24 protein-coding genes and 1 pseudogene are annotated in these 24,447 nt (G+C 73.5%); 14 read left to right on the plus strand and 11 right to left on the minus strand.

All coding sequences use genetic code 11. The annotated features are described in order from the left end of the window. The first annotated feature begins 135 nt into the window (after positions 1 to 135). Positions 136 to 930 carry a GNAT family N-acetyltransferase gene (locus ACFY93_RS15570; protein ID WP_391358338.1) on the plus strand — a complete coding sequence of 265 codons (795 nt, stop codon included), beginning with the start codon at positions 136 to 138 and terminating at the stop codon, positions 928 to 930. Between the two features lie 30 nt (positions 931 to 960). Here the strand turns inward: ACFY93_RS15570 and ACFY93_RS15575 are convergent, their stop codons facing one another. From ACFY93_RS15575 to ACFY93_RS15585, 3 genes are all read right to left on the minus strand, one after another. Then, positions 961 to 1,842 carry a GNAT family N-acetyltransferase gene (locus ACFY93_RS15575; RefSeq protein ID WP_391358341.1) on the minus strand — a complete coding sequence of 294 codons (882 nt, stop codon included), beginning with the start codon at positions 1,840 to 1,842 and terminating at the stop codon, positions 961 to 963. A gap of 237 nt (positions 1,843 to 2,079) precedes the next feature. Further along, a complete protein-coding gene (locus ACFY93_RS15580; RefSeq protein ID WP_391358344.1) occupies positions 2,080 to 2,343 on the minus strand; it encodes a GlsB/YeaQ/YmgE family stress response membrane protein in 264 nt (87 codons plus the stop codon). Positions 2,344 to 2,470: 127 nt separating this feature from the next. Continuing rightward, complete coding sequence (locus tag ACFY93_RS15585) at positions 2,471 to 2,911, minus strand: SPW repeat protein (RefSeq protein ID WP_391358346.1); 441 nt, start codon at positions 2,909 to 2,911, stop codon at positions 2,471 to 2,473. Positions 2,912 to 3,190: 279 nt separating this feature from the next. Between ACFY93_RS15585 and ACFY93_RS15590 the strand changes: the two genes are divergently transcribed. Further along, on the plus strand, positions 3,191 to 4,432 hold the full coding sequence (locus tag ACFY93_RS15590) for an FAD-dependent oxidoreductase (RefSeq protein ID WP_391358348.1): 1,242 nt from the start codon (positions 3,191 to 3,193) through the stop codon (positions 4,430 to 4,432). A gap of 31 nt (positions 4,433 to 4,463) precedes the next feature. Here the strand turns inward: ACFY93_RS15590 and ACFY93_RS15595 are convergent, their stop codons facing one another. Then, positions 4,464 to 5,978, minus strand: coding sequence for a DUF2867 domain-containing protein (locus tag ACFY93_RS15595; RefSeq protein ID WP_391358351.1), 1,515 nt, complete (start codon positions 5,976 to 5,978; stop codon positions 4,464 to 4,466). Positions 5,979 to 6,303: 325 nt separating this feature from the next. Between ACFY93_RS15595 and ACFY93_RS15600 the strand changes: the two genes are divergently transcribed. The 3 genes from ACFY93_RS15600 (at position 6,304) to ACFY93_RS15610 (ending at position 9,106) form a co-directional block, all read left to right on the plus strand. Next, positions 6,304 to 6,471: a hypothetical protein gene (locus ACFY93_RS15600; RefSeq protein ID WP_391358354.1), complete on the plus strand. Its 168-nt coding sequence runs from the start codon at positions 6,304 to 6,306 to the stop codon at positions 6,469 to 6,471. A gap of 234 nt (positions 6,472 to 6,705) precedes the next feature. After that, positions 6,706 to 7,596, plus strand: coding sequence for a glycoside hydrolase family 19 protein (locus ACFY93_RS15605; RefSeq protein WP_391358356.1), 891 nt, complete (start codon positions 6,706 to 6,708; stop codon positions 7,594 to 7,596). Between the two features lie 130 nt (positions 7,597 to 7,726). Then, entirely contained in the window at positions 7,727 to 9,106 is a 1,380-nt protein-coding gene (locus ACFY93_RS15610) for a phospholipase (RefSeq protein ID WP_391358358.1), read from the plus strand. A 23-nt stretch (positions 9,107 to 9,129) separates the two neighbouring features. Here the strand turns inward: ACFY93_RS15610 and ACFY93_RS15615 are convergent. Continuing rightward, positions 9,130 to 9,838: pseudogene (locus ACFY93_RS15615) on the minus strand (dienelactone hydrolase family protein). A 339-nt stretch (positions 9,839 to 10,177) separates the two neighbouring features. Between ACFY93_RS15615 and ACFY93_RS15620 the strand changes: the two are divergent. Both ACFY93_RS15620 and ACFY93_RS15625 read left to right on the plus strand, forming a co-directional pair. Next, on the plus strand, positions 10,178 to 10,594 hold the full coding sequence (locus ACFY93_RS15620) for a VOC family protein (RefSeq protein ID WP_391358360.1): 417 nt from the start codon (positions 10,178 to 10,180) through the stop codon (positions 10,592 to 10,594). Next, a complete protein-coding gene (locus ACFY93_RS15625; RefSeq protein WP_391358363.1) occupies positions 10,591 to 11,679 on the plus strand; it encodes an adenosine deaminase in 1,089 nt (362 codons plus the stop codon). The genes ACFY93_RS15620 and ACFY93_RS15625 overlap by 4 nt, the downstream gene beginning before the upstream one ends. Positions 11,680 to 11,683: 4 nt before the next feature. Here ACFY93_RS15625 and ACFY93_RS15630 read toward each other — a convergent pair whose 3' ends face one another. Next, on the minus strand, positions 11,684 to 12,184 hold the full coding sequence (locus tag ACFY93_RS15630; RefSeq protein ID WP_391358366.1) for a DUF664 domain-containing protein: 501 nt from the start codon (positions 12,182 to 12,184) through the stop codon (positions 11,684 to 11,686). A gap of 53 nt (positions 12,185 to 12,237) precedes the next feature. After that, positions 12,238 to 13,167 carry a LysR substrate-binding domain-containing protein gene (locus tag ACFY93_RS15635; RefSeq protein WP_391358369.1) on the minus strand — a complete coding sequence of 310 codons (930 nt, stop codon included), beginning with the start codon at positions 13,165 to 13,167 and terminating at the stop codon, positions 12,238 to 12,240. Positions 13,168 to 13,278: 111 nt separating this feature from the next. Between ACFY93_RS15635 and mgrA the strand changes: the two genes are divergently transcribed. After that, positions 13,279 to 14,277 carry an L-glyceraldehyde 3-phosphate reductase gene (gene mgrA, locus ACFY93_RS15640; RefSeq protein ID WP_391358648.1) on the plus strand — a complete coding sequence of 333 codons (999 nt, stop codon included), beginning with the start codon at positions 13,279 to 13,281 and terminating at the stop codon, positions 14,275 to 14,277. A gap of 92 nt (positions 14,278 to 14,369) precedes the next feature. On the opposite strand, the gene ACFY93_RS15645 is transcribed toward mgrA, so the two are convergent. After that, the gene (locus ACFY93_RS15645; protein WP_391358372.1) at positions 14,370 to 14,747 is read right to left on the minus strand and encodes a nuclear transport factor 2 family protein; all 378 of its coding nucleotides are present in this window, start codon (positions 14,745 to 14,747) and stop codon (positions 14,370 to 14,372) included. A 415-nt stretch (positions 14,748 to 15,162) separates the two neighbouring features. Between ACFY93_RS15645 and ACFY93_RS15650 the strand changes: the two genes are divergently transcribed. Next, positions 15,163 to 15,573 (plus strand): hypothetical protein, encoded by a 411-nt coding sequence (locus ACFY93_RS15650; RefSeq protein WP_391358374.1) that lies wholly within the window; start codon positions 15,163 to 15,165, stop codon positions 15,571 to 15,573. Between the two features lie 12 nt (positions 15,574 to 15,585). On the opposite strand, the gene ACFY93_RS15655 is transcribed toward ACFY93_RS15650, so the two are convergent. Beyond that, positions 15,586 to 16,869, minus strand: a complete 1,284-nt coding sequence (locus tag ACFY93_RS15655) for a streptophobe family protein (protein ID WP_391358375.1) — start codon at positions 16,867 to 16,869, stop codon at positions 15,586 to 15,588. A gap of 110 nt (positions 16,870 to 16,979) precedes the next feature. Continuing rightward, a complete protein-coding gene (locus tag ACFY93_RS15660) occupies positions 16,980 to 17,624 on the minus strand; it encodes a GNAT family N-acetyltransferase (RefSeq protein ID WP_391358377.1) in 645 nt (214 codons plus the stop codon). A 195-nt stretch (positions 17,625 to 17,819) separates the two neighbouring features. Here ACFY93_RS15660 and ACFY93_RS15665 point away from each other — a divergent pair, with 195 nt between their 5' ends. The 5 genes from ACFY93_RS15665 (at position 17,820) to ACFY93_RS15685 (ending at position 23,437) form a co-directional block, all read left to right on the plus strand. Beyond that, positions 17,820 to 18,272: an ATP-binding protein gene (locus tag ACFY93_RS15665; RefSeq protein ID WP_391358380.1), complete on the plus strand. Its 453-nt coding sequence runs from the start codon at positions 17,820 to 17,822 to the stop codon at positions 18,270 to 18,272. A gap of 161 nt (positions 18,273 to 18,433) precedes the next feature. After that, positions 18,434 to 19,675, plus strand: a complete 1,242-nt coding sequence (locus ACFY93_RS15670) for a SpoIIE family protein phosphatase (protein WP_391358383.1) — start codon at positions 18,434 to 18,436, stop codon at positions 19,673 to 19,675. Continuing rightward, positions 19,672 to 21,354: a CHASE3 domain-containing protein gene (locus ACFY93_RS15675; RefSeq protein WP_391358384.1), complete on the plus strand. Its 1,683-nt coding sequence runs from the start codon at positions 19,672 to 19,674 to the stop codon at positions 21,352 to 21,354. The genes ACFY93_RS15670 and ACFY93_RS15675 overlap by 4 nt, the downstream gene beginning before the upstream one ends. Continuing rightward, entirely contained in the window at positions 21,351 to 21,794 is a 444-nt protein-coding gene (locus ACFY93_RS15680) for a response regulator (RefSeq protein ID WP_391358386.1), read from the plus strand. The genes ACFY93_RS15675 and ACFY93_RS15680 overlap by 4 nt, the downstream gene beginning before the upstream one ends. Positions 21,795 to 21,970: 176 nt before the next feature. Continuing rightward, positions 21,971 to 23,437 (plus strand): diacylglycerol kinase family protein, encoded by a 1,467-nt coding sequence (locus tag ACFY93_RS15685; protein ID WP_391358389.1) that lies wholly within the window; start codon positions 21,971 to 21,973, stop codon positions 23,435 to 23,437. 87 nt (positions 23,438 to 23,524) lie between these two features. Here ACFY93_RS15685 and ACFY93_RS15690 read toward each other — a convergent pair whose 3' ends face one another. After that, positions 23,525 to 24,415 carry a SigB/SigF/SigG family RNA polymerase sigma factor gene (locus ACFY93_RS15690; RefSeq protein WP_391358391.1) on the minus strand — a complete coding sequence of 297 codons (891 nt, stop codon included), beginning with the start codon at positions 24,413 to 24,415 and terminating at the stop codon, positions 23,525 to 23,527. Positions 24,416 to 24,447: the final 32 nt, after the last annotated feature.

Raw genomic sequence — 24,447 nt, forward strand, 5'->3', positions numbered from 1 at the left:
CGTGATCCCCGGGCGAGGTCGATGGGTCCGGACCCGGGGCGCCTGCCCCGCCCCGCCCGTCCCACACCTCCCGGCGGCGTCGCACCGGGCCCGACTCCGTTGCCGTACGCGCGCGGGGGTGGTGAGGTGGCGTCCATGGATCACGCGGCGGTACGGGACATGTTCGACCGGGACATGCGCGAGGGCGCGCCGCCCGAGGGGCCGGGCGCCCGGGTGGAGCGTGTCGGAGCGGTGGTGCGTCACACCGGTGCGGAGCACGGCTGGAACGGCGTGCTCTGGTCCGCTCTCGACGAGGCGGGCGCGGACGAGGCGATCGCCGGGCAGATCGGCCACTTCACCGGGCTCGGGCGCGCCTTCGAGTGGAAGCTGTACGGCCACGACCGGCCGGCGAACCTCGGGCAACGGCTGAGCGGCGCCGGTTTCGACGCCGGGCCCGAGGAGACGCTCATGGTCGCCGAGGTGGCGGACCTGGCCCTCGACGCGGCGCCGCCCGAAGGCGTACGCGTCCTGCCCGTCACCGACGCCGCCGGTGCCGCCCTCGTGGCGGACGTCCACGAGAGGGCCTTCGGCGCGGACGCCTCACGGCTGCGCCGGCAGCTCCTCGACCAGCTCGCCGGGGACCGCGACACGGTCGTCGCCGTCCTCGCCCTCGCGGGCGGTGAACCGGTGGGCGCGGCCCGGCTGGAGCTCCTGCCCGGCACACGGTTCGCGGGCCTGTGGGGCGGCGGCACGGTCGGGGAGTGGCGCGGCCGGGGTGTCTACCGCGCGCTCGTCGCCCACCGCGCCCGCGTCGCCGCCGAACGCGGCTACCGCTACGTCCAGGTCGACGCGGGCCCGCTGAGCCGGCCGATCCTCGCCCGCCTCGGCTTCACGCCCCTGACGACGACCACGCCGTACGTGTACACGCCGGACGGCGCAGGGACGCGGTAGCACCGGATGCCGCGCGACCGCAGCCCCGTGTCAGAGGGCGAGCTGGTACTCGACCGCGCTGTGCGTGGGTACGTAGCCGAGGGTGTCGTTGACGCGGCGCATCGGCGCGTTGCTGTCGGCGGTGTCGGTGAGCAGTCCGGACAGCTCCGGGTGGCGCTGCCGCACGCGGCGGATGGCCTCGGCCTTCATCCACAGGCCCAGTCCGCGGCCGCGGTGTCCGGGCAGGACGCCCGTGCCGTAGTGCTGTCCGTCGCCCCGGCCGTCGCCCGGTACCACGAGTTCCGTGAATCCGGCGATCGAGCCGTCGGAGACGTCCACGGCGGCGACGGTGTGCAGCGACTCCCCGCGCCTCGCGACGGCTTCGGCCGCCGACACGACCCGCTCGACGTCCCAGACGACGGTGCCGTAGTCGGTCTCCTCCATCGGCATGTCGTCCATGGCCCGCCGTGACGCGGCGAAACTCCGCGCCAGGGCGGGTGGCACGGTGCCGTACCACTGCGTCAGCTCGTAACCGGGACGGGGCTGCTGCGCGATCGCGTCGATCCGGTCGAGGTCCACCTCGGCGAGCGGCAGCCGCGCGTACGTCAGGGCCAGCACCTGCCGGAAGCCGCGCGCGGACAGGAACAGGTCGGCGGGGGAGCCCTTCCCGGCCTGTGCGACGACCGACCGCCGGCCCTCGTCGCGCGCCATGGCGACGGCGGCGTCCAGCAGCCGCGTGCCGACGCCCCGCCGCCGCTCACCCGGGTGCACCGCGACCTCCAGCTCGGCGAGGTGCCGCTGGCCCTCCCGCGTGAACAGACGCAGGAAGGCGGAACCGAGGGGCACCCCGTCGGTTCCGGTGGCCAGCCACGCCAGTCTGCGGCTCGACGCAGTGACGTCGGGGTCGGTCAGTGCGGTGATGCGCAGGGGCAAGGTGTCTCCGAGTCACGGGTGCGGGTCCGTCCGGCGCCGGTGTGCGGGCGCCGGGTCCGATCGCCGCCGGGGGCCGGGGGCGAAGCCCGCAGACCGTAGCCGGGGGGAAGTCCGCCACGCAACGCTATTTCGGTGCTCGTCGCGGCGGTGACGCGGCACGCACGGCGGCCGGCCGGAGCGTTCACCGTGTGAACGTTCCGGCCGGCGTGCCGCCGGGTCGCGCCGCGACCCGTGCCGTCAGCGCCGCGCCCGCGACCTGTCCAGCGCGGCCACGCCCACCGCGGCCAGGGCGATCTGGATCAGCCACTCGACCCAGTCGACGCCGTCGGTGTCGGCGACGTCCAGCCCGGCCGCGATCCACGAGCCGATGAAGGCGGCCACGATGCCCACAAGAATCGTCCACAGAACGCCGATCCGCTGGCGGCCGGGGAGGACGAGCCTGCCCAGTACACCGATGACGATGCCGATCACTATGGCGCTGATGATGCCCGAGATCTCCATGTCCACCCCTCCTGTCGTGTGTCCCCGCAGCTATTCGGTGCCCCGGGTCGGCGGGGGCAGTCCTGGGCGGACCGAAACACGGGTGCCGGCCCGCTGGGCGGGCCGGCACGTCGAGCGAGCCGCGACGCTACGTCCGGGACGCGCTCCGCATCGCCGTGACCGCGCACACCGCTCCGAGCAGCACGGCCAGGACGCCGATGACGATGTTGTTCACGACGACTCCGGCGTCCGGGCTGTCGCCGACGATCCACGGTGAGATGATCATCCACGCGCCCATCGCGCAGATGGCCCAGCTCATGCCGTACATCCTCTCCGGTGTGATGGTGAACCCGAGGGCCAGCAGGCCGATCGCGATGCCCATGATCAGGTTGTGCGTCACGAGCGCGGGCTGGCTGGTGGTGTAGTGCAGAATCCACGGCGACACGGCGCAGTACAGACCGAGCAGGAACACCGGTCCGTCCACGAGCGCCACGTCGCGGCCCTCGGCCATGCGGGCGTACCTGGCCCGCATCTCCGAAACGTCGGGGTGGCTGGTGATGTCACCTCTGGTGTGTGAGACGTCGGCCATGACTCGTCTCCTTCGGTCTCGCAGGCCTGACCGCGCGTCGTGCCGTGCGTGCGGTATGCGGTGAAGCGCCGCGTACCGCACATTCTGCTCTTATTTCCTCTTTATGTGTAGACGTCGGCGTCACCTCTTCGGCGTGGGAACGGTGCCGACGACGCAGACGCCGGCGTTCACCGGGCGGCGTGGTTTCACCCCGGCCGGTCCGTGGAACCGGGGCAGGACGACGCGAGGGCGGCGAGCCGGGCCCCCGGCCGCACAGGCCGTACGAGAAGGGTGGTACCCATGACCGCGACCGGTGGCGCCCCCGACGTACTGGTGGCCGGGGCGGGGCTCGCGGGCCTCGCCTGCGCCCGCGACCTGCTCGCCGCCGGGCTCGCCGTCCGGGTGCTGGAGGCGTCGGACGGGGTGGGCGGACGGATGCGCTCCGACCGCCACAACGGTTTCGTCATCGATCGCGGCTTCCAGGTCTTCAACACGTCATATCCCCAGTCCCGGCAGCGGCTGTCCCTGCGCGACCTGCGGCTTCGGCCCTTCACCCCGGGAGTCCTGGTCCACACCGAGCAGGGCCGGCGCCGCTTCGTGGACCCGACCCGGCGCCCGCGCGAGAGCGCCGACCTGCTGCCCGGACGGCTCGCCGGACCCCGCGACCTGCTCGCCCTCGGCGCCCTGTCGGCCCGCTACATGCTGGCGCCCGTGGGAACGCTGAAACGCGGGGAGGAGAGAACCACGCGCACCGCGCTCGCGGCGGCGGGCTTCTCCGAGGAGTTCGTCGACCGCTTCTTCCGCCCCTTCCTGTCCGGCGTCTTCCTGGAGGACGGGCTGGAGACCTCGAGCCGCTTCTTCCACCTCGTCTGGCGCAGCATGCTGCGCGGCACCCTGTGCCTGCCGACCGACGGCATCGGCGCGGTTTCCCGGCAGCTCGCGAGCGCGCTGCCCACCGGGGTCCTCGCCCTGGAGACGCCCGTCGAACGGCTCACCGACGACGGGGTGGAACTGGCCACCGGCCGCGAACTCGAGGCCCCCGTCGTCGTGGTGGCCACCGGGCCGGGCCCGGCCGCCGCGCTGCTGCCCGGGCTGCGCCTGCCCGCCTACCGTGTCGTCACGACGTACTACCACGCGGCGCCCCGCGCACCGCTCGACGAGCCCACGCTGCTCACCGACGTCCGCCACCGCTTCCTCAACACCTGCGTGCTCAGCGAGGTCGTCCCGCAGTACGCGCCGGAGGGCGCCTGCCTGGTCGCCACGTCGGTGCTCGGCGGGGACACCGAGGGCCGGGAGACCGCGCTGCGGGAGGCGCTGGCCGAGGTGTACGGGACGGACACCACCGGCTGGGACCGGCTGGCGGTCCGTACGGTGCCGGACGCGCTGCCGGCGATGCCGCCGCCGCTTCCCCTCAGCCGCCCGGCCCGGACCGGCCCGGGACGCTACGTGTGCGGGGACCACCGGGCCACCGGCTCCGTCCAGGGGGCGCTGGCCTCGGGTGCCAGGGCGGCCCGGGAGATCCTGCGGGACCTGGGCCGGTGAGGCGCTGGCCCGCGCGGGCCGGGGCGGGCGGTCATGAGGTGACGCCCGTGCGGCGGGCGTCACCGGCGGCGGTCCGCGCGATGTTGCGGGCCATGCCGCCGAAGACCACGGCGTGGAACGGCGAGACGCTCCACCAGTACGCGTGTCCGAGCAGTCCGTGCGGATGGAACAGGGCCCGCTGCCGGTAGCGGGTCACGCCGTCGTCCCCCACGTCGGCCCGCATCTCCAGCCAGGCGAGTCCCGGCAGCCGCATCTCGGCGCGCAGCCGCAGCAGCCGGCCCGGCTCGATCTCCTCGACGCGCCAGAAGTCGAGCGAGTCCCCGGCCCGCAGCCGCGACGCGTCGCGGCGGCCGCGGCGCAGCCCGACGCCGCCCACCAGCCGGTCCAGAGCGCCGCGTGCCGCCCAGGCCAGGGGGAAGGAGTACCAGCCGTGCTCGCCGCCGATGCCCTCGATCACGCGCCACAGTGTCTCGGGCGGTGCGTCCACGGCGCGTTCACGGTGGTCGGTGTAGAGGCTTCCGCCCGCCCAGTCGGGGTCGGTGGGCAGCGGGTCGCTGGGGGCGCCGGGCACCGAGGCGGACGACCACCGGGTGGCGACCCGCGCGTCCCGGACCCGCCGCAGCGCCAGCGACACCGCCTCGTCGAAGCCGATCGGCCGCCCGGGGAGGTCGGGCACGTAGCGGGCGATGTCGTGCTCGCGGCACACGACCTCGTGGCGCAGCGACTCGGTGAGCGGGCGCGCGATGGACGCCGGGACCGGTGTGACCAGGCCGACCCAGTGACTGGACAGCCGGGGGGTGAGTACCGGCACCGGCAGGATCAGCCTGCGCGGCAGCCCGGCCACGGCCGCGTAGCGCCGCATCATGTCCAGGTACGTGAGGACGTCGGGACCGCCGAGGTCGAACGTGCGGCTGACGTCGGCGGGCATGCGCGCGCTCGCGACGAGAGCGCGCAGCACGTCCCGTACGCCGATGGGCTGGATGCGGGTGCGCACCCAGCTCGGGGTGACCATGACCGGCAGCCGTTCCGTCAGGTACCGGAGCATCTCGAAGGACGCGGAGCCGGAGCCGATGATGACGGCGGCGCGCAGCACGGTGGTCGGCACGCCCGAGTCCAGCAGGACGCGGCCCACCTCGGCGCGGGACCTGAGATGCGGTGACAGTTTCCGCTCGGGGACGCCCGCGGGGGTGAGACCGCCGAGATAGACGATTCGCCGGACACCGGCCGCGCGGGCCCGCTCCCCGAAGATCCGGGCCGCCTCGCGGTCGGTCCGCTCGAAGCCGCGCCCCGTGCCCAGCGCGTGCACCAGGTAGTACGCGACGTCGATGCCGCGCATCGCCTCGGCGACGGAGACGGCGTCGGTGACGTCCCCGCGCATCACGTCCACGTCTCCCGCCCAGGGATGGTCGCGGAGCTTGCCGGGGGAGCGGGCGAGACAGCGCACCCGGTGCCCCGCGGCCAGCAGTTCGGGCACCAGCCGTCCGCCGAGGTAGCCCGTGGCCCCCGTCACCAGGCAGTCGAGGGGGCCGTCCGCGTCGGCGCTCATGAATTCCTCCGGATCTCGGCGTCGCTGTCGCTCGTCTCCCTCACCCCTTCCCCGCCGCGGACCCGTGCGACGGGGCGCGGCCTCGTTCGGCGCAACGCGGGGCCGGCGCGGGACCGGCTCGGGAACCGGCGCGCGGCCGGGCGGGGGACGGAGGCGCGGCCGGCTCGGGCACGAAGCGCGGCCGACGCGGAGTCGGTACGGGGCCCACGCGCGGCGTCGCGTCCGAGCCGGGGGACATGTCCACGGCTGTCGCGGGCATCCGTAACGCACGGTCACGTGAGCCGGACGGGCCGGGTCGGCGGTCGAGGGTGGAGGTGCCTGCCGTATGGGCGCGAAGGTGTTGGAGCGGTTCCCCGCGGGAGGCCCGCGCGGTTCGTGGCTGGCCGAGGAGTACGCGGCCCGGCGCCGCGCCGAGGGCCAGCCCGCGACGGTGGTGATGGACCTGACCACGGACGCTTTCCTCGTCGTGGTCCCCTCCGGCGACGAGGACTGAGACCGCGGTGGACACGCGGCGGCCGGTACGGGGCGGTGACTCGCCGCCTCCCGGGCGGAGTTGACTGGTCTACACCCTTGACTGGTACAGACCAAAGCGGTTGAGTGTGTGCCCACACCCCCCTCCACGGCCGCCCCCCACGTCGTGGCCGGTCGACCCGGCACGTGCGCACAAGGCTCTGCTTCGTCCTGCCCTGACCGGGCCGCGGCCGTGCTCCGCGAAGGAGTTGGTCCCATGTCGAGGCGTCGCCTCTCCGCCGTCCTGGCCGCCGTCGTCGTCGCGAGCGCCGCGCCGGTGCTCGCGCCGGCCACCAGTGCCTCCGCCGCCACCTGTTCGAGCTACCCGAACTGGCAGGCCGGCAGGAACTACGTCACCGGCGACATCGTCCGCTACACCGACGGCAAGGCCTATCGCGCCGAGCACGACAACCCGGGCTACGACCCGGTCGTCAGCACCTGGTTCTGGGAGCCGTACGCCTGCGACGGCGGCTCCACCACGCCGTCCCAGGGCTTCGTGGTGAGCGAGACGCAGTTCAACCAGATGTTCCCGAACCGCAGTTCGTTCTACACGTACAGCGGGCTGAAGGCCGCGCTCGCCGCCTATCCGGCGTTCGCCGGCACCGGCAGCGACACGGTGCGCAGGCAGGAGGCCGCCGCCTTCCTCGCCAACGTCAGCCACGAGACCGGCGGGCTGGTGTACGTGGTCGAGCAGAACACGGCCAACTACCCCCACTACTGCGACTGGAGCCAGCCCTACGGCTGCCCGGCCGGTCAGTCGGCGTACTACGGCCGCGGCCCGATCCAGCTCAGCTGGAACTTCAACTACAAGGCGGCCGGCGACGCCCTCGGCATCGACCTGCTGAACAACCCCTACCTGGTGCAGAACGACTCGGCCGTGGCCTGGAAGACCGGCCTGTGGTATTGGAACACCCAGACCGGGCCCGGCTCGATGACCGGCCACAACGCGATGGTCAACGGCGCCGGCTTCGGCCAGACGATCCGCAGCATCAACGGCTCGCTGGAGTGCGACGGCAAGAACCCCGCGCAGGTGCAGAGCCGGGTCAGCGCCTACCAGCGGTTCGTCCAGATCCTGGGCACCACGGCGGGGAACAACCTGTACTGCTGACCGGCCGGCCGCCGGTCCCGCCCCGGCGGAGCACCGGCATGACCCTGTCAGGAGCATGCCATGGTGGGGCATCCTGGGTCCGCCTGTTCACTCCGCTCGTCCCCCGGCACGGAAGGAACACGACCCAGTGATGCCACCCCCACGTTCCCTGCTCGCCGGCGCCGCCTGCACCGCGGCGCTGGCCGCCGTCCTCGCCGCCCCCGCCCCCGCGCCGGCCCGCTCCGCCGACGTCCCCGGCGCGGGCGCCTACTACGTGCAGAGCGCCGTCACCGGACTCAACGCCGCCGACAGCCAGGGAGCGGTCCTCCAGCACCGTCCGAAGGGCGACGAGGACCACCAGCGCTGGACGCTGCGCGCGAGCGGATCCTCGTACGTCCTGGAGAGCGCCGACACGGCGGGCGCCTGCCTCGGCCGCGCGGGCGACCAGGCCCGGACCGTGCCGTGCGCGGGCGCCGACGCGGCCTGGGAGATCGCCCCGGCCGGTGCCGACCGGTACACCCTGGAGGTACCCGGCACCGACCGCCGCCTGACGGTGGGCGAGAAGCCCCCCGGCGCGAACTACCCCGCCCAGCTGGTCGTCGGCCCGGCCACGGATCTCGCCGACTGGTACCTCACCCCGGTGGACCCGGCGACCTCGCCCATGCCGCCCGAGGACCGGCGCACCCTCGACCAGGTCACGTTCCTCACCGCCCACAACGCCTACGCCAACGGCGTCGACGGAGGCTTCGCCCCGCCCTTCGTGAACCTGGTGCCGAACCAGACGCGCGGGATCCAGCGGCAGCTCGCCGACGGCGTACGGGGTTTCATGCTGGACATCCACCAGACCCCGGACGGCGCGATCCTCTGCCACAACAGCTGCACCCTCGTCAGCAGACCCGTCGCGCTGTGGGTCGACCTCCAGCGGATGGTCGACTTCCTGGACCAGCACCCCGACCAGATCGTCACCGTGTTCCTGGAGGACTACGTCGACCCGGGCGTCCTGCGCGACGAACTCGCCCGCGTGGACGGCCTCTCCGACGTCCTCTACCGCCCCGACAGGGCGGGCGTGCGGGAGAACGGCTGGCCGACGGTGGCGCGGCTGCTGGCCGACAACGACCGGCTGCTCCTCCTCACCGACCACAGCCGGTCCGCCGACGAGGCCGCCGGGCTCACCCGCGACAGCTTCGGCGTGATGTACCAGCGCGAGTGGACCGTGGAGAACTACTGGTCCATGGGCCCCGGCATCGGCACCTCGGACTGGTCCTGCTACAGCCGCTGGTACGACGCCGGCACCACGCTCCCGCTGACCCGCACCGAACCCCGTTTCCGCCCGCTGTTCGTGATGAACCACTTCCGGGACGTGCCGATCTCCTCCACGGCGGCGGGCGACAACACCAAACTCGCCGACCGGGCCGAGCGGTTCTGCCGCCCGGCGGCCCGCAAGAAGCCCAACTTCCTGGCCGTGGACCGCTACGACCTGGGCGACCCGCAGGCCGCGGTGAACCGGCTGAACACCTACACGTATCCGTGATCCGCCCGCTCGGCGGCGCGCGCTCAGCCCAGCCGGTCGTGCAGGAAGGCGACCGTGTCCCGCCAGGCGCGTGCCGCCGAGCCGGGCTCGTACGCCTCGGGGCGGCCGTCGTTGAAGAAAGGCGTGGCCGGCCGGGTGGAGACGGAAGTCCGGAGTGATGCCGGACTGGCTCCGGATCGTCCCGGCCAGCTCCTCCAGGCTCTCGGGCGGGACCGTCTCGTCCTGTTCGCCGTAGTGGCCGAGGATCTGCGCCCTGAGGCCGGAGAAGTCGGGCGACTCGCCCTGGATGACCCCGTAGAAGGGTACCGCCGCGCCGACGCGGGGGTCGGCGGCCGCCTGGTACAGGACGAAGCCGCCGCCCATGCAGAAGCCGACCGAACCGACCGTGTCCGAGGTGACCTCGGGCAGGGCGAGCAGATGGTCGACCGCCCCGGAGAGCAGTTCCACGGCGCGCGCCACGGGCAGCTCCCGCATCATCCGCAGCGCCTCCCCGCTGTCGTGGGCGACATTGCCGCCGAACAGATCGGGGGCGAGCGCGACGAACCCCTCCCGGGCCAGCCGGTCGCAGACGTCGGCGATGTGGTCGGTCAGCCCCCACCACTCCTGGATGACGACGACACCCGGCCCCCGTCCGGACGGCGGCAGGGCGAGGTAACCGTGCGCGGTGGCCCCCGCGCTGGGGAACGTCACGTTCTGGTGGGCCGGGGCCCCGGTCGGCTTCGGCTCGGACACGGGATCAACTCCTGTACGGCGCGGCGGGGGTGGCCGCTCCCTGACCGGGGCGGCGTGTCACCGGGCGGGCCGTGCGCGGCTTCCGGCCCCCGTGCTCCACCCTGCCACGCGGGTGATCGCCGCGCGGTGCGGCCGCGGCGCGGCACGGCCGGATCCCGCCCCGCACACCCCTGCTCGGACGCCCCGCCCCCTGCTCCGGGAGCCTCGTCCGGTCCCGCACCCCCTCTCCTCGGGCGCCCCGCCCCGCACACCCCGATCCGGGCTCCCCCTGCGATGACGTACCCTGCGTGTTACGTATAACCCCACGTGACCCCCACGACCGGAGAGGACCCGACCGCGATGAGACGACTCGCCCTGGTCACCCTCGTCGTCGACGACTACGACGAGGCGATCCGCCACTACACCGAAGCCCTCGGCTTCCGGCTCGTCGAGGACGAGCCGCGGCCCGACGGCGGGCGCTGGGTCGTCGTCGAGCCGGGGACGGGAGGCGCCGGTGCCGGGCTCCTGCTGGCCCGCGCCAAGGACGAGGCGCAACGCGACCGGGTCGGCGACCAGACCGGCGGACGTGTGGGCTTCTTCCTGCACACCGACGACTTCACCCGCGACCTCACGCGCATGCGTGCCGCGGGCGTCACCTTCCTGGAGGAGCCGCGCCACGAGCCCTACGGCTCGGTCGTCGTCTTCCAGGACCTCTACGGAAACCGCTGGGACCTGCTCCAGCCCGCACCACGACCCACCGAGGAAAGCCACGCATGACCGCGCCCCGCATCGACACCGACACCCTCCGCAGGCTCCCCAAGGCCGTGCTGCACGACCACCTCGACGGCGGCCTGCGCCCCGCCACCCTGGTGGAACTCGCTGACGAGGTCGGCCACACCCTGCCGGCCACCGACCCCGAGGCACTCGCCGCCTGGTACTACGAAGCCGCCAACTCCGGTGACCTGGTGCGCTACATAGCCACCTTCGAGCACACGCTGGCCGTGATGCAGACCCGCGAGGGCCTGCTGCGCACCGCGCGCGAGTACGTCCTCGACCTCGCCGCCGACGGCGTCGTCTACGGCGAGGTCCGCTACGCCCCCGAGCTGATGCTCAAGGGCGGCCTGGCCCTGCCCGAGGTCGTCGAGACCGTCCAGGAGGGCCTCGCGGCCGGAATGGCCGAGGCGGCCGCCGCCGGCACTCCCGTCCAGGTCCGCACCCTGCTGTGCGGCATGCGCATGTTCGACCGCACCCGGGAGGTCGCCTCCCTCGCGGTCGCCTTCCGGGACGCCGGCGTCGTCGGCTACGACATCGCGGGCGCCGAGGACGGCTTCCCGCCCGCCGACCACCTGGCCGCCTTCGAGCACCTGCGCCGCGAGAGCGTCCCCTTCACCATCCACGCCGGCGAGGCGCACGGGCTGCCCAGCATCCACCAGGCGCTCCAGGTCTGCGGCGCCCAGCGCATCGGCCACGGCGTGCGCATCATGGACGACATCGTGGACGGCAAGCTCGGCCGCCTCGCCGACTGGGTGCGCGACCGCCGCGTCGCCCTGGAGATGTGCCCCACCTCCAACCTCCAGACGGGCGCGGCCACCTCCATCGCCGGCCACCCCATCACCGCCCTGCGCGACCTGGGCTTCCGCGTCACCCTCAACACCGACAACCGTCTGGTGTCGGGTACCACCATGACCCGCGAGATGTCGCTGCTCGTCGACGAGGCCGGCTGGACGCTCGACGACCTGCGCACGGTCACGGTCGACGCCCTCAAGAGCGCCTTCATCCCGTTCGACGAGCGCGGCGCCCTCATCCGGGACGTCGTGCTGCCCGGCTACGCGGCGGCGTCCCGGGCGCACGCGGCGGCCTGACCGCTCACAGAAGTCCCCGTACGTACGCGGCCTGGCCGGCATGCTGCAGATCGTCGGCCAGGACGCTCACCAGCCGCACGCCCAGGGTGACGGCCGGGGTCCAGTTCTCGTCCACGATCCGCTCCAGGTCCTTGTCGCCGAGGCCCCGCACGAACCCCAGGGTCTGCTCGTGCACGGCATCGTAGTAGCCGACGAGCGGGTCCGGCGAGTCGACCCGCACCGCGGCGACCTGCCGGGGAGTGTGGCCGTACCCGGTGTCGGCGTGCGGGAGGCCGAGCCCGAAGCGGTCGGCCCAGCCCTGGGCGAGCCAGACCTGTTCCAGGCCGGCCGCGTCGGCGACGTGGTCGTCCTGGACGCGGGTGAGATGCCAGACCAGCCAGGCGATCGAGTTGGCGCCCTTCGCGGGCGTGGCGGCGAGCTGTTCGGCGCCGAGTCCGTCGACGGCGGCGTGGACCGCCTCCTGGACGCGCCCGAACGCCTCGGTGAGAACGTCGTGGGAATGCATGCATCCCACCTTCCCGCAGGACGGCCGAGGGCGCGATCGCCCGCCCGGCCGGCTCAGCCCCTCCCGTGTCCCGGGCGGGGCGGCGAGGACGCGGCGGGCCGGCCGGCGTGCGGCAGGGCGGCCATCAGCTCGCGGGCCGCCGGGCTCGTGGCGTCCGCGTGCGGCAGCAGGGCGACGGTCTCGTACGACGTCTCGGACGTGCCCTTCAGCGGCAGCGAGGCGAGACCGGCCGCCTCGCGCTTGTGCCCGAAGTGCCGCGGCACCACGGCGACACCGAGGCCCTCGTGGACGAGTTCCAGCAGGCTGTGCACGTCACCGACCTCCAGGGCCACCGTCCGCTGGACGCCGGCGGCCGCGAAGACCGCGTCCGTCACCCGGCGCGGCCCCCAGTCCGGGTGGAAGTCGACGAACGCCTCCTCGCCCAGCTCCTCGGGAGCCGACGCCGCGGCGGCCGCGAGCGGGTGCGCCGGATGGCACAGCACGGTCATCGGCTCGGCGGCCAGCGGCACCGACCGCAACTGGTCGGTGTCCGGCCGGGTCCGCACCGCGAAGGCCAGGTCCAGACGTCCCGCGGCGACCTCCTCGGCCAGCGCCCCCGACCCCGCCTGCCGCAACCGGATCTCGACGTCCGGATGGCGCCTGCGGAACGCGGCCAGCAGCCGGGCCACGTGCACCCCGGCGATGCACTGCTCGGTGCCCACGGAGAGCGTGCCGCGCAGCACCCCCTGGACGGCGGCCACCGCGTCGCGGGCTGCCCGCACCTGGGCGAGGACCCGCTCGGCCTCGGTCAGCAGGGCGCGGCCGGCCTCGGTCAGCGTGACCCGGCGGGTGGTGCGCACGAAGAGCGGGGCCTGCAGCTCCCGCTCCAGCGCGCGGATCGACGCGGACAGACCGGACTGGGACACCATCAGCCGCTCGGCCGCCCGGGTGAAGTGCTGGTCCTCGGCGACCGCGACGAAGTGCTGGAGGTGGCGCAGTTCCATGATTGAGCAGCCTAACCGCACAATCCCATCGGATTCTCCTGTTGGACCGCTGCCGGTGCCCGCGCCAGAGTGGAGGTCCGTCCCCGGTTCCCTGCCTCCCAGGAGCACGTGTTGTACACCGCACACCCCGACCGCTACGCGGCCATGCCCTACCGGCGCACCGGACACAGCGGCCTCAAGCTGCCCGCGCTGTCGCTCGGCCTGTGGCACAACTTCGGTCCCGACCGGGCGGCCGACACCCAGCGGCGGATCCTGCGCCGCGCCTTCGACCTGGGCGTCACCCACTTCGACCTGGCCAACAACTACGGCCCGCCCCCCGGCGCCGCCGAGTCGGCCCTCGGCGAGGCGCTGCGCGCGGACTTCGCCCGCCACCGGGACGAGCTGGTCGTCTCCACCAAGGCCGGCTATCTGATGTGGCCCGGCCCGTACGGCGAGTGGGGCTCGCGCAAGTACCTGCTCTCCTCCCTCGACCAGAGCCTGGGCCGGATGGGCCTGGACTACGTCGACATCTTCTACTCGCACCGCCCCGACCCGGAGACTCCCCTGGAGGAGACGATGGGCGCCCTGCACTCGGCGGTCGTCCAGGGCAAGGCGCTCTACGTCGGCGTCTCCAACTACTCGGCCGAGCAGACCCGTGAGGCCGCCCGCATCCTCGGCGAGCTGGGCACGCCCCTGCTCATCCACCAGCCGCGCTACTCGATGCTCGACCGGCGCCCCGAGGACGAGGGGCTGCTGGACACCCTGGAGGAGCTGCGGGTCGGGTCCATCGCCTACTCGCCGCTGGAGCAGGGCCTGCTGACCAGCCGCTACCTCGACGGCATCCCCGAGGGTTCCCGCGCCGCGAGCGACAGCCCGTTCCTCAGCGCCGACAAGGTCACCGAGGACCTGGTGCGGCGGCTGCGCGCCCTCGACGTGATCGCCGCGGCGCGCGGGCAGTCCCTGGCCCAGATGGCGCTGGCCTGGGTGCTGCGCGGCGGCCGGGTGACCTCGGCCCTGATCGGCGCGAGCAGCACCCAGCAGCTGGAGGACAGCGTGACGGCCGTCCGCGCGCTCGACTTCGAGCCGGAGGAGCTGGCCCGGATCGACGCCATCGTGCGCGACCAGGCGTAGGCACGTCCCCGGGCCGGGTGCCTGTCCGCCCTGCCGGACCGGCACCCGGCGCGCCCGCGGTCCCGGGCGCGCCCCGCCGGGTCCCGCCGGGATCAGGCCGGCACCCGGTCCAGGAATCCGTGGACGGTGCGGATGCGGCCCTCGCCGGCCAGGGTGATCACGTCGAACCCGGCCACGGGGGCCGATCCGTCGGCTTCGCTGACCAGTTCCCAGCCGAAGCGGGCCGTGTCGTGATGGCCGTCGACGGGGCCGCTGGGCCGGAACGAGAAGCCCGGAAACTGCTCGTGCGCGCCCGTGATGAGGGCGGTGAGCTGCTCATGACCGCGTACGTCGGCGAGCGGGTCGGTGTAGCCGCAGTCCGGGGCGAACGCGGCGGCGACCGCCTTGGCCAGGGTGTCCGGGTCGCCGGCGTTCCAGGCCTCGAAGTAGCGGGCGACGGCGGTCTCGTAACGGTCGGTGTTCGCGGACATGGGAGGTCCCCTCCATCTGGTTCGTGCACGCCGGTCGAAGACCGATTCCCGGGGGCCGTGGGGCCGCCCCGGAACCGATGTCGCAACCATGCCCGGCACCACTAGGACGCGTCGATTACCTCCGGAGTAAGGCGGCCGGTGCCCGGCGGCGAGGGGGCCGAGCCGTTTCGGCCACGGCGGGCGCTGAATATGCCAGGAGACTGGCTGGAATGGCATGGTGACAGAGTGTCAGGAGTGGCGATACTCGGTAGCTAGGGCAATTCGGCCATGAAGCCCCGCGAAACGCCACCGGAACGCCACCGAAGCGTCATGGACGCGCCTTCGACGCGCTGCCGAAGTACCGCCCGTGACAGCGGACGAGCCGTGAGGAAAGCGAGGCAGGACCGGCAGCGAGCGACGCGATGGGGGACCGAGCGTGCACGACGAATTCCTGTGCCATGTCACCGCCTACGGCATCTGCGGTGGCCGTCGCGTCGGCGTCCCGCTGGGGACCTACCGCGCACCCACCCTGGCACTTGCCCTGTGGTGGATGCGGGACCGCGCGTCGTGGATCGCCGAGCGTCTCGACCCGCACCCCGACGACCCCGCCTTCCCGCCGAACTCGATCGTGCCGATGGCCGCCACCGTCCCGGACGTGCCGCGCCTGCTGCGCATGTGGTGCGGTGACGCGGCGCAGCAGGAACTGGTCGCCGAGGAACTGGCCGCCGGGAAACTCGTGCGCATCGCCACCAGCGACGACACCACCGAGTACGAACTGCTGGCCGAGTCCGTGGACGCCCTGCGGATGCAGCGGATGCTGCCCGGTCTCGCCACCCCCGTCGCCTGACCGCGCGGACCCTCAGGCGCCGGGTGTCCGCCCGTCCTCCGGCCGGTTCCTCCGGCGAAGACGCCGGGCCGCGGCGCCTGCCGCGAAACCGGCGACGAGTCCCCACAGGAGGGCGAACCCGAGGGCCGTACCCCACCGCGGCCGCAGCAGCACCGTCCCGGACAGGCCGCCGCCGACGTCGCCGAGGCCGAGCAGCGACAGCCCGTAGCGGGCACTGAGACGGGCGGCCAGGCAGATCACGAGGACGGTGAGCGCCAGGGCCACGGCGGTGGTCACGGCGTGCCGCCAGGCCCGTACCCCCGACGGCGAGCGGGCGGCGGCCAGGTACGCGGCGGCCGAGACCAGTACGGCGTCGACGGCCACCAGCCACCACACCCTGGCGTCGTGCTCGGCGAGCGTGGACAGGTTCAGCGCGGAGATGTCCGGGGTGCGCAGCACCTCGTCGAGCAGGTGCGGCATGGGCAGCCCGAACGGGCCGTCCACCCGGCCCTCCCAGGTGGCGCCCAGCCCGATCGTGAACACCGGCCAGACGAGGTTGGGAAGTCCCAGCAGGATCACCGCGAAGGTCTCCGCGGGGTATCCGCGCGAGAAGGCCACGACCAGCCCGACGGCGATCCCGAGGGCCACCTGCGCGAGCAGCAGCGCGGCCATCGCGTACGCCGCCGACCGCACCGCCCGCAGGAAGCGCCCCCACCGGCCCGGGGGAGCGGGCCCGCGCGACACGAGGAGGGCGAGGACCATCACCCCCGCGAGCCACAGCAGCCCGAGGACCAGGGTGAGCGGCACATCGGCCTCGAAGGACACCGTCGGTGAGGCGTCGAACAGGTCACCGATGGCGCCGAGGGCCCCGTCGCCCAGCGAGACGGCGAAGGTCTGGCGGGTGGCCAGAGCCAGCCCGAGGAGTGCCAGGAACCACACCGCCGCGATCCGGGCCGCCCAGCCGGCCGTCCCGGCCGGGCTCGTGAGGGCCCGGTGTCGCAACGGCCGCAGGAACCCGGCACCGATCACCAGTACACCGGTCAGGGTGACGGACAGCGGCACCACGGTCAGCTCCGCCCGCGTGCCGGCGAACACTCCGGCGTCGCCCGAGAGGTCCACCGAGCCGCCGACCGCCAGCACCACGACGGCCGCGGCGACCCGGGGGAACGCGGCGTCCGGCAGGCCGGCCGCGCCCGCCGCCCAGAGCCCGAGCGCCGCCACCAGGCCCATGGCGGCCGTCCCGGCCAGCACCGTCGCGAGCGCCTGGACCCAGCCGTGCCGGGCGGCCGTCGGGCCGGGAGGGGTCTGGGAGATCACGCTGCCACGCTAAGCAGGCGGGCCGCGCTCCGCTTCCCGGGAGGGCCGGTCGCGCCGGCCCGCGCGGCACGGCGGCAGGACGGGCCCGGGCCCGTCCTGCCGGGGAGGCCCTAGAGTCCCCCGGGACCGTCCGCGGTTGCGGTGGCCCGGCCCAGATAGGTGAGGGGGCCGGGGTCCTCGACCGGGACGACGTGGAAACCGAGCCGGTCGTAGAAGGAGCGGGCGGCACGGTTGGCGGTGACCATCCCCAGGTGCACCCGTGCGACGCCCCCGGCCTCCAGCGCCCCGAGGAACGTGCGCATCAGAAGGCGGCCGTGGCCCCGGCGCTGATACCGAGGCAGCAGGTCGATGTGCAGGTGAGCCGGGTACCGGGCGAGTTCCGGCACCAGCATCCGTTCGGGCCGGTGCAGCAGGTCCACCATGACCTCGCTCGGGGTCACGGGCGGCCTCACCGGCCGCGGATAGCGGGCCTCCACCCGGGGCAGCCACTCCTCGCGGAACCGGCGGACGAACGTCGCGGTGTCGGCCGTGCCGAGGATGTAGCCGACGACCCGCTCGCCGTCGTCGGCGACGAACGCGAGGCCGGGTTCGAGGTGCGCGTAGGGCGCGGCGAAGATGCCCGGCATCAGCTCCTCGTCGGGATAGAGCGCGCGGGAGTCGCCCCCGTCGTGCGCGGTGCGTACGCAGACGTCGTACAGACCGGCGCGGTCCTGCGGCCGGTAGGGCCGGATGATCACTGTTCCGTTCGTGGACATGGCCCACAGCATCCCGCTCGCGGGAGCGCTCCCACAACCCTCTGGTTCCACCGCCATCAGGCGAATCAGCATCCATAACCGCAGGTCGGAGCCTCTTTCGAACCGGTTCGAGATGGGAGTGACTGGAAACGGAGTCTTGGGGTACGAGCCCTTTGGCAGCATCCGGTCACGACCCGGCCTTCGAGAGAGACACGCATGATCGACCACTTGGACGGAGCAGTGATACCAACCGGCTTCGACGTGCCCGTGGAACCGCTCAGGTGCACGGCGCACTACAACGGGGAGCCCGGTTGCATCGCCGCGGCGCGATCCTTCACCGAGCTCTTCCTCGAACGCCTCCGGCGCGAGTGGTGCGCCACGATCGACGCACGTGCCCTCGGGGACCTGCTCCTCGTGGTGAGCGAGCTGATCACCAACGCCGACCGGCACAGCCACGGCCCGTACATCCTGGAACTCGAGGGCACGGACGCCTATGTGACCGTCACCGTCTACGACAGCAGTGCCACCCTGCCCCAGCGCTACGCGCGCGACCCCGAGCGGGTCGGCCGGCACGGCCTGGAGATCGTGCACGCCCTCGCGTCGAGCGTCCGCGTCGGCCGGGTGCCGGTGGGCAAGTGCGTCAGTGCCTCCCTGGACCTGCGCTGTTGAACCGGACACCCTCGACGGGGCGCGGTACCGGCAGTAGCGGGAGACGCATGGCCCGGACGGACACGGAACCGGTCACCGGAGGGTATGAGCGCGCGGGCACTTCAGTAGGCTCGGCCCGTCCGGCGGCCGTCGCCGGTCATCGGTCACTCGAGGGGGTGGGCGTGGCTGACCGTCCGCCGCGGCACGGCGCACACGGTGCGATACCCGGTCCGCAGGAGGAATCCGGCTACCGCTGGGGCCTGGACACCACCCCGGTCCTGCTGCTCGTCGAGGACGACGCCGGCGACGCGCTGCTCGTCCGGGAGGTGCTCGCCGACACGGGCCTGCCACTGGACATCACCTGGTGCAAGTCCCTCGCCGAGGCCCGCGCCTTCCTGCGCCACACCCGGCAGGCCGTCTGCGTCCTGCTGGATTTGCACCTGCCGGACACCCACGGACTCAGCGCCGTCCGGCTCGTCCGCGAGACCTCGCCCGACGCGGCGGTCGTCGTACTGACCGGACTCGCCGAGAACGAGGCGGGGCCCGCCGCGCTCGCCGAGGGCGCGCAGGACTTCCTCGCCAAGGACGGACTCCAGGCGGAGGGCCTCAGCCGCGCCGTCCGCTACGCCCTCCAGCGAAAACAGGTGGAGCGCTCCAACGCGGAACTCCACACCAGCCGCCTGCTGGCCCGGGAGAACGCCCGGCTGGAGCGAGGACTGCTGCCCACACCCCTGCTGCGCGGCGGCCGGTACACGGTCGACTCCCGCTACAGCCCGGGACGCGACCACGCGCTGCTCGGCGGCGACTTCTTCGACGTCGTCGAGACCGAGGACGGCTCGGTGCACGCGGTGATCGGCGACGTCTCCGGTCATGGCGCGGCCGAGGCGGCCCTCGGCGTCTGTCTGCGGGTGGCCTGGCGCACCGCCGTGCTCTCCGGCTGCGCGGGCGTCGCACAGATCCGGCTGCTGGAGGAGATCATCAGGGCCGAGCGGGCCGCCGACTACATCTTCGCGACCCTGACCGTCGTCCGGTTCAGCAAGGGCCGCGACCAGCTGCGGGTGATCCGGGCCGGACACCCCGGACTGCTCGTCAGCACCCCGGCGGGCGTCGAGCTGTTCGAGCCGCCCGCCGGTCCGGCCCTCGGGCTGATACCGGGCCGGGCGCACTGGCCCGAGACGGAGCTGCCCGCGCACGACATCGACGCCGTGACGCTGTTCACCGACGGCCTCTTCGAGGGCGTCGTGGCGGCGGACCGGCGACTGGGAGAGGAAGGGCTGCTCGAAGTGGCGAGGAGACACCGGGGCCTGAAGGGGCGTCCGTTCGTGGACGCCGTCGTGGAGGAGGTGGCCGCGCTCACCGCCGCCCACGGAGGCCTCGCCGACGACGTGGCCGTCCTGCACCTGGCAGCGGAAGCCCGCTCATGACGGGTCCCGTCGTGCCCCCGGGGACGCCGGACGGGCCGCGGACGTCGCCCTCCGTCGCCACGGACGGGCCGCAGGCGAGTCCCCGGGCCGTCACGCGGCTGACCGTGCAGGGCTGGATCCAGCTGGTCGTGGCCGTGAAGGTGCTGCTGCTGATCGTCTTCGCCGTGGCAGGCGGGGCCCTGCAGGCACAGGCCGACGACCGCACCGAACGGCTCACCGACCACATCCAGCCCGCGAAGGCCACCGCCTACCAGCTGGAGACCTCGCTGGTGGACCAGGAGACCGGCGTACGCGGCTACGTGATCAGCAAGGACGACGGTTTCCTCGAACCGTACGAGTCGGGGGTGCGCGACGAGCGGACCCTGCACGGCCGGCTGGTCGAGGAGCTCGGGGACCAGCCGGGCATCGCGGCGGACCTGCGGGCCATCCAGCAGGCCTCCGAGGCCTGGCGCGGCGACCACGCCGGCCCGCTGCTCGCGGCGGCCCGTTCGTCCGACGGCGTGGGCGCGCCCGCACTGAAGGCGAGCAAGGCCCAGTTCGACGACACCCGCGAACTCGTCGCGTCCCTGGAGAGCGACATCCAGCGGCTGAGCGAGCGGACCCACGCGTCCGTCGCGGACATCCGGCGGCTGCGCGACGTCTTCTTCCTCGCCATGCTCGCCGCGTTCCTGGGGAGCGGCGTCGCGACCGTGCTGCTGCTGCGACGTCTCGTCGGAAAGCCCCTGCGCGTGCTGGAGGCTGCCTCGGTGGACGTGGCCTCGGGCGCGTTCGACCACCGGATCCGGCTCGACGCGCCGCGCGACCTGGACGCCGTCGCACGGGCCGTCGAGGGCATGCGCCGCAGGATCGTCGAGGAACTCTCCGCCTCGGTGGCCAGGGGAAGGGCCCTGGAAGTGCAGGCCGCCGAGCTGGACGCCCAGACGCTGGAGCTGAAGCGCTCCAACGCGGAACTGGAGCAGTTCGCCTACGTCGCCTCGCACGACCTCCAGGAACCGCTGCGCAAGGTCGCCTCGTTCTGCCAGCTCCTGGAGAAGCGCTACGGCGACCGGCTCGACGACCGGGCCCGGCAGTACATCGACTTCGCCGTGGACGGTGCGAAGCGCATGCAGGTGCTGATCAACGACCTGCTGACGTTCTCCCGGGTCGGACGGGTCGGCGAAGAACAGGCACCGGTCGCGCTCGACGCCGTACTGGACCAGGCCCTCGGCAATCTGAGCGTCGCCCTGGAGGAGAGCGGCGTCCGGGTCGTGCGCGAGGGGCCGCTGCCCACCGTGACCGGCGACCGCACCACCCTGGCGATGCTCTGGCAGAACCTGATCGGCAACGCCGTCAAGTTCCGTCACCCCGACCGGCCGTCCGAGGTCGTCATCGGCTGCGACACCGCCGAGGACGGCATGTGGCGGCTGTGCGTCCAGGACAACGGCATCGGGATCGACCCGGAGTTCAAGGAGAAGGTCTTCGTCATCTTCCAACGCCTGCACGGCCGGGAGGAGTACGAGGGGACCGGGATCGGGCTGGCGCTCTGCCGCAAGATCGTCGAGCACCACGGGGGCACCATTACCCTGGAGGGCGCCGTCGGCAAGGGCACGCGTGTGTGCTTCACCCTGCCCACGACGCCGCCCGCGACCGACACCAGGCCCGACGACACGTCGCGTCCGTCCGAAGGAGCACGTACGTGACCAGCCCCGTCGAACCCATCCAGGTCCTGCTCGTCGAGGACGATCCCGGCGACGAGCTCATGACCCGCGAGGCGTTCGAGGACAACAAGATCCGCAACACCCTGCACGTCGTACGGGACGGCGAGGAGGCCCTCGACTTCCTGTACCGCGCGAAGCAGTACGCGGACGCCCCGCGCCCGGACCTGATCCTGCTCGACCTCAACCTGCCGAAGTACGACGGGCGTCAGGTCCTGGAGCGGATCAAGTCGGACGACGAACTGGCGCACATCCCCGTCGTCGTCCTCACCACCTCCTCGGCGGAGGAGGACATCCTGCGCAGCTACAAACTGCACGCCAACGCGTACGTCACCAAGCCGGTCGACCTCGACCAGTTCATCGCGGCGGTCCGGCAGATCGACGACTTCTTCGTGACCGTGGTGAAGCTCCCGAAGACCCAGTGACCGCCCGCCCTTCCCCGCCCGCCCGGCCCCCGTCCGCCCCGCCCGCGGCCTCCGCCCCGTTTCCCAGCTGACCCGTCCCTCCCCGCGTCCATGAAACCGGGATGCGGGGGCAGAGTGGGGGAGTCGGCACCGGGCCGGCGGGGATCGACGGGCGAAGGACAGGGGTGGGGCGACTCATGGCACGGCGCAGCGTGTGGCCGCGACCGGGCGGCGGGGCGGTCAGGGACGCGGGCGCCCGGGCCGTCGCGTTCGCGCGGGCCCGGACGGGACACCAGACCCGGCCGGGCGCTCGCCGCATCGCCGCGGGAGGGCTCCTGTGGGCCGGTGCCGCCGCCGCGCTCGGCGCGTCCGGGGACAGGACCGCGCGCAGGGCGGCCCTGCGCGGTATCGGGGCCGTGGCCATGGCGTCCGCCGTGACCCGCGCGCTGGCGCGCCCGGCGGCGGCCAAGGTGCCGCCGCTCGACGCGTCCGGGCACGCGGCGTCCGCCGCCGCCTTCGCCGCGGGTGTGCTCCTGGAGGCCCCCCGTCACAGACTGGTCGTCGTCCCCGGCGCCGTCGCCCTGACCGTGGCACGCATACGTTCGGGCGTACGGCACCCCGGTGACGTGGCGGTGGGCGTCGCGATCGGCGTCGGCGCCGCCGCGCTGACCGCCCGGTGGTGGCCGGTCAAGCCCGGCGCCGCCGCCGCGGCCGCGCCCCCGCGCCGCCCGGCCCCCGCGCTGCCCGAGGGCGCGGGACTGCACATAGTCGTCAACCCCTCCTCCGGTCCCGCGTGGAGCGCCGACGCCCCCGACCTGTCGGAGCGCCTGCGGTCCCTGCTGCCGAAGGCCGGCGTCACCGTGGCGGAGGACGGGCAGGACCTGGCGGAACTCATGGAGCGGGCCGCCCTGCGGGCGAAGGAGGAGGGCGGCGCCCTCGGCGCGTGCGGCGGCGACGGCACGGTCAACGTGGCGACGAGTACCGCCGCCCGGATCGGTGTGCCGCTCGCGGTGTTCCCCGGCGGCACCTTCAACCACTTCGCCGTGGACCTGGGCAACCAGACCCTGGACGACGTCGTACGGGCGGTGCGGGACGGGGACGCGGTCGTGTCGGACCTCGGCCGGGCCCGGGCCCCGGGCGGCCGGGAGCAGGTGTTCCTGAACACCTTCAGCCTCGGCGTGTACTCGGACCTGGTCGGCGCGAGGGAGCGGCTGGAGCGGCGCATCGGCAAGTGGCCGGCGCTCGTGGTCGGGCTGGCCCAGGTCCTCGCCACCGGCACCCCGGTGAGCATCTCGGTCAACGGCACGCCCAAGCGCCTGTGGCTGCTCTTCGCGGGCAACGGCATCTACCATCCCGCCGGGTTCGCGCCCACGTACCGCACCCAGCTGGACGACGGACTGCTGGACGTCCGCGCCGTCGACGGCGCCGCTCCGCTGGCCCGGACCCGGCTGCTGCTGGCCGTACTGACCGGAACCCTGCACAACAGCCGTGTCCTGACCACCGCACAGGTCCGGAACCTGCGGCTCGAGGTGCTGGAGGGCGACCCGCAGTACGCGTACGACGGCGAGGTGACGCGGGCCGAGCGGGGGCGGCTGGTGCTGGACAAGCTGAACCGCGCGGTGACGCTGTACCGGCCCGCCGAGAGGGACCAGTGGCTGCGCTGACCGGCGCCGGAGCGAGGGGGGAAGGGCGCGCGTGCGCGGCGCGGTGCCGTCCGGGCCGCGCACGCGGGCGGGCCGGGGGCGCCGTCGTCAGGCGGTGTCGACGCGCAGCACGTCGTTCAGCATTCCCGCCCGCAGCCCGGCGACGATGCGCTGCAGGAGCCGGGAGACGTGCATCTGCGAGCAGCCGAGGCGCTCGCCGATCTCGGCCTGTGTGGCCTCCTCGACGAAGCGCAGGTGAAGGATGGTGCGGTCACGGTCGCTGAGCGCGGCCACCAGCGGGGCCAGCGTCCGGAAGTCCTCCACCAGCCGGATGCCGTCGTCCTCGAAGCCGATGAAGTCGCTGAGGGCCGTCTCGCCGTCGCTGCCCGCCTCCCCGCTCAGGGCGGCGTCCAGGGACGTGGAGGTGTAGGCGTTGGAGGCGATCCGGGCCTCGGTCACCTCGCGCTCGGACAGGTTCATGAGGGTGGCGAGTTCGGGGACCGTCGGCTCGCGGTCCAGGCGGCCGGAGAGCTCCTCGTGGGCCCTGGCCAGCTCCACGCGCAGTTCCTGGAGCCGGCGCGGCACGTGCACGGCCCACGTCGTGTCACGGAAGAAGCGTTTGATCTCGCCGACGATGTAGGGCAGCGCGAAGGAGGTGAACTCGACCTCGCGGCTGACCTCGAAGCGGTCGATGGACTTGATGAGGCCGATCATCCCGACCTGGACGACGTCCTCCACGTCGTCGGCGCGGTGCCGGAAGCGCCCCGCGGCGAAGCGGACCAGCGACATGTTCAGCTCGATGAGGGTGTTGCGCGCGTACTGGTACTCGGGCGTGCCCTCCTCCAGTTCCGCCAGACGCCGGAAGAACTGCCGGGACAGTGCCCGCGCGTCCTGGGGAGCGACGGTCCGCGGGCTCTGCACGTCCGGCAGCGGGCCGTCGGCGACGCCGGCCCACGAGGACGCGCCGGTGATGTGCGACGGGCTCGTGATGGTGTCCATCGTCTCTCCCGGTGAGTCGTCGTTCGCCGTGC

Source organism: Streptomyces sp. NPDC008313 (assembly GCF_042956125.1).
Taxonomy (GTDB): Bacteria; Actinomycetota; Actinomycetes; order Streptomycetales; family Streptomycetaceae; genus Streptomyces.